Origin of the sequence: Phocaeicola intestinalis, assembly GCF_014837065.1 — a bacterium.
Taxonomy (GTDB): Bacteria; Bacteroidota; Bacteroidia; order Bacteroidales; family Bacteroidaceae; genus Phocaeicola; species Phocaeicola intestinalis.
On record NZ_JACSPP010000114.1, the window covers coordinates 1 to 4,044 of the forward strand.

Sequence of the window (4,044 nt, forward strand, 5' to 3'; positions counted from 1 at the left end):
TTTATGGTTGTGGTAATTCATGTTGCAAAGGTACGCGTATGCGCGATATATAACAAATCTAAATTACATAAACTCTATTCCAATGCATACCCATTTTTCGTTTCCGAAATGTTTGTCCGTTTCATCGGATTGACTTACCTTTGAATGCAAAAAGATACGAGATTATGAAAAAGACCGATAGATTTATCTTGCTCTGCCTCCTATTCGCCTTCTTTTGTATCGGGGGAACCCTTGCCGGACATGCCGAACCCGACTCGCTTACCCATCACCCGATACACCACCAGATAGGTTTCGATATCCGCCCGGGATATGTATTGCCTACCAAAAGTTTTTTTGAAGGCGAAAATGCACAAGGAAAACCTATCAACACCGTACTTTCGGCACATCTGAAATATGCCTTCCGACTCGATAAAGACTCGTATTTGGGAAAACTCTATCCGCATGCCTATCAGGGCATCGGCATAGCATATACTTCTTTTTTCAACCCTTCGGAACTGGGAAACCCCGTCAGTGTATATGTGTTCCAAGGTTCACAAATAGCCCGGCTCACCCCTCACCTGACACTAGACTACGAATGGAACTTCGGAGCCTCATTCGGATGGAAAAAGTATAACGAGACAAGCAACCCGTACAACGATGTGGTAGGTTCGAAAATCAATGCTTACCTGAATGCCGGCATCTACCTGAACTGGCAACTCGCCCCACAATGGCATCTGACCGCAGGGATAGAAACCACACATTATTCGAACGGGAACAGCAATTACCCCAATTCGGGTGTCAACACCGTAGGGGGACGTATCGGACTGATACATACTTTCGGAGCTGAAAAAACAACCCCCAAAACTCACCCGCAAGAAAAAGCTCTCCTACAAGGTTCCCCATTCAGTTATGACATTATTTTATACGGAGCCACCCGGCGCAGAGGCATCATCTGGCCCGACGAGCGATACCTTGTACCCGGCTCGTTCGGGGTAATCGGGTTCAACTTCAATCCACTCTACCGGGTCAACCGGTATTTCCGTGCCGGCATCTCGCTGGATGCACAATACGACGAAAGCGCCAACCTGAAAAACCATGTAGCCGGAACCGAACATGACACCAACCAAAAACAATTCTACCGCCCATCTTTCCGCGAACAGTTTGCCGTAGGACTTTCCCTGCGTGCCGAACTGACCATGCCGATATTCAGCATCAACCTCGGTATAGGACGCAACCTTATCTACAAAGGAGAAGACACCAAAGGATTTTACCAGATTCTTGCCCTGAAAACATTCGTCACACGCCGCGTCTTCCTGCATGTGGGATATCAACTGAGCAACTTCCACGACCCCAACAACCTGATGCTGGGACTGGGCTACCGGTTTTAATCATTTCAAGTTCATCCATTTGCCACGTTCAAGCCGGACAAGGAAGATAAATCCGCGGAAACATAATTCGATACACATGGCAAGCCATACGCCTTTCAAGCCCATCGACGGAGCCAGCGATGCCGCCAGCGTAAGACGCACCGCCCAAATGCTGAAAAAATTCATCAGACACGGAATAATGGTGCTGCCGGCTCCTACAAAGACACCGTAAGCCACTATTGCCGCGGCAAACATCGGTTCGGCAAAAGCCTCGATACGCAATGCCATTACGCCCAGTTCCAGCACTTCGGCATCGGGCGTCATCGTACCTATAATCAACGGGGCAGCCACATACATGATTACCCCCATGATGCCCATTACCGTCATGCCCATTCCTACCGTGATGCGGGCAAAACGCCGTGTCAAGTCTCTACGTCCGGCACCCATGCTCTGCCCTACCAGAGTAGTAGCAGCATCTGCTATACCATAACCCGGCATGTAGCACAAGCTCTCTGCCGTTATAGCAAACGAATTAGCCGCTATGGCGAATACTCCCAAAGGTGCCACAATAACCGTAGTAAGAATCTGTGCGCCGCAAATCACTGCGTGCTCAATGCCCATCGGCCCCCCGATACGGGCAGCCTTTTTCAATACAGCCGATGTAGGACGAAAACGTCCCTTTTCGTGCATCAGCCCCAATTCGGAAGAACGGGTCACCAGAAACCATAACATCAGACCTGCCACAACCAGTTCGGCAAGCCCCGTCCCCAAAGCAGCTCCTGCCACCCCCCATCCGGCACCAGGCATAAACACTTCCATCCCAAACAGAGAAATGTGACGGGAAGGGAAAATAAGAAAATAATTGAACACCACATCCAGCATACACATCAGCACGTTCAGCATACTGGGTACACGCATATTTCCACTACAACGCAACATGCCTCCCGTCAGGAAACACAACTGCATCATGGGAAGGAAAGCCGCATAAATCAGGAAATAAACCGAAGCATCGTGATTGATGACCTCTTCACCGCCCAACCAATAGGGCAAGGCACCGCTGATACCCATGCCGATACTTGCCAGAAGAATACTGAATAACGACACAGCCACAAGGGACTGGCGCAACACCTGGCGTGCTTCCTTAAACTTCCCTCCACCAATGCAATGCGCCACCTGTACGGCAAAACCGGTAGATGCCGCACTACACAAGCCCGAAAACAACCACGTAGAAGTGGATACCAGCCCGATGGATGCCGAGGCATTGGCACCCAGGCTGCCCACCATGGCAGCATCGATGTATTGCATCACAATAGACGACAACTGGGCTACCATCGCCGGTATACTCAGCTGAACCGTAAGCAGAAGTTGCTGGCGAAGGGTCATCGGACGACCTTCACGTATCAGTACCAATAAATCGTTTTTTCCGAAATTCATAGAGTGCAGTTTATTCCGCGTGCAAAGATACACCAAATTCGGATAACAAACTTACCCGAATTACGGATAAAAGTAATTTCGATACATCACTCCGTAAAACGGGTATAAAAGGATTGCAGATAAAAGTCTATCTTTGCGTCCCGTAACAGATGCAAGAAAACAATGAAAGAAACATTAGACATCAAGACCGTACACCAATGCAACTGCTGCCTGGGATGCAAAACCTTGCACCCACAAGCCAGCGTCATCCGCCTGGACAATGCGAATGTGACACAACAGGCTATCCGATTTGATTTCTATACCGTCTTGCTGATAGAAAACGGTATGGAAGAGGAATGCTGTTGCGGACGGAAATATTACGATTTCTCCACCGCCACCATGGTCTTCTTGCCTCCCCAACACTCGTTTGGCATCAATGACAAGCACGTACTTCCGACACAAGGATGGCTGCTCGCTTTCCATCCCGACTTGCTTTACAACACTACGCTCGAACATAGCCTCGGGCATTATTCGTTTTTCGCCTACCGGAAAGAGGAAGCCCTGCACCTCTCCCTGCGCGAGAAAAACAAAATCGTGACATGCCTTCAAGAAACGGAAGAAGAACTGCGCCACCCCATCGACCGGTTCAGCCGCACGCTTATCTCGCACTACATCGAACTGTTACTGGATTATTGCACGCGTTATTACGAACGGCAGTTCATTACCCGCGAAGATAAAAACAAAGCTCTGTTACGCCACATGGACAGGATACTGGATAATTATATCACATCAGACCAACTGAAACACGGTATATTGCCCACCCCTGACTATTGTGCAGAACAACTGAAACTGTCTGTGGCATATTTCAACGACCTGCTACGATTCGAGACCGGAAAAAACCTGCACGAGTATTTCCAGCTGAAACGTCTGGATACCGCCAGAAAGATGCTTCTGGAAAATACCGATAGCGTAGCGGCGATAGCTTCCCGCCTGGGCTTCCCTACTCTCCAGCAGTTCAATTTCATCTTCAAGAAAATCACCGGTCTTGCCCCTAACGAGTACCGTCTGGCACAGAACTGAATGAATGTTTCACCGCAGAGGACACAGAGTCTTTTAAATTTACGATTTGACTATTTACTAAATGAATATCCGCATTTTGCCCCTACATGGGATGTTTGCGGGATTCAATATTTACGATTTTAGAAACGGTTTTGAATTTATCGTGCGATGATTTGGGATGAGTTTTTGAGGCATTTCCGCTTGTGTGATGAGGAAGATAGCGGGC

3 protein-coding genes are annotated in these 4,044 nt (G+C 48.6%); 2 read left to right on the forward strand and 1 reads right to left on the reverse strand.

Annotation, left to right across the window (positions count from 1 at the left end):
- Nucleotides 1-164 precede the first annotated feature (164 nt).
- Nucleotides 165-1,367: an acyloxyacyl hydrolase gene (locus tag H9625_RS17120; RefSeq protein ID WP_191765519.1), complete on the forward strand. Its 1,203-nt coding sequence runs from the start codon at nt 165-167 to the stop codon at nt 1,365-1,367.
- Here the strand turns inward: H9625_RS17120 and H9625_RS17125 are convergent, their stop codons facing one another.
- Complete coding sequence (locus tag H9625_RS17125) at nt 1,368-2,780, reverse strand: MATE family efflux transporter (RefSeq protein WP_022039634.1); 1,413 nt, start codon at nt 2,778-2,780, stop codon at nt 1,368-1,370.
- 162 nt (nt 2,781-2,942) lie between these two features.
- Between H9625_RS17125 and H9625_RS17130 the strand changes: the two genes are divergently transcribed.
- Entirely contained in the window at nt 2,943-3,839 is an 897-nt protein-coding gene (locus H9625_RS17130; protein WP_022039635.1) for a helix-turn-helix domain-containing protein, read from the forward strand.
- The last annotated feature ends 205 nt before the right edge of the window (nt 3,840-4,044 follow it).

What these genes read in the sequence shown, in the direction of transcription:
- H9625_RS17130 (WP_022039635.1), top strand. Translation starts at nt 2,943, where the DNA reads ATGAAAGAAACATTAGACATCAAGACCGTACACCAATGCAACTGCTGC.
- H9625_RS17120 (WP_191765519.1), top strand. Translation starts at nt 165, where the DNA reads ATGAAAAAGACCGATAGATTTATCTTGCTCTGCCTCCTATTCGCCTTC.
- H9625_RS17125 (WP_022039634.1), bottom strand. Translation starts at nt 2,780, where the DNA reads ATGAATTTCGGAAAAAACGATTTATTGGTACTGATACGTGAAGGTCGT.